Below are 234 nucleotides of genomic sequence, written 5' to 3' on the forward strand. Positions count from 1 at the left end.
ACAGGTGATAGACGGAATTAACGTGACATATTGTATTCAGTTTTGAATGCTCATTCATTTGGGAATTCAAAATCAAATGGGCCTATAGCTCAGCTGGTTAGAGCGCACGCCTGATAAGCGTGAGGTCGGTGGTTCGAGTCCACTTAGGCCCACCATTTGATATTGTACATTGAAAACTAGATAAGTAAGTATAGATTTTACCAAGCAAAACCGAGTGACAAGCGAAAGCTTGAA

At 41.0% G+C, this 234-nt stretch carries 1 tRNA gene; it reads left to right on the forward strand.

The annotated features are described in order from the left end of the window. Window positions 1-78: 78 nt before the first annotated feature. Window positions 79-155 (forward strand) — tRNA-Ile (locus C1H58_RS12150). Window positions 156-234: the final 79 nt, after the last annotated feature.

This window comes from Staphylococcus sp. 191 (genome assembly GCF_011174885.1).
GTDB classification, from domain to species: Bacteria; Bacillota; Bacilli; order Staphylococcales; family Staphylococcaceae; genus Staphylococcus; species Staphylococcus coagulans.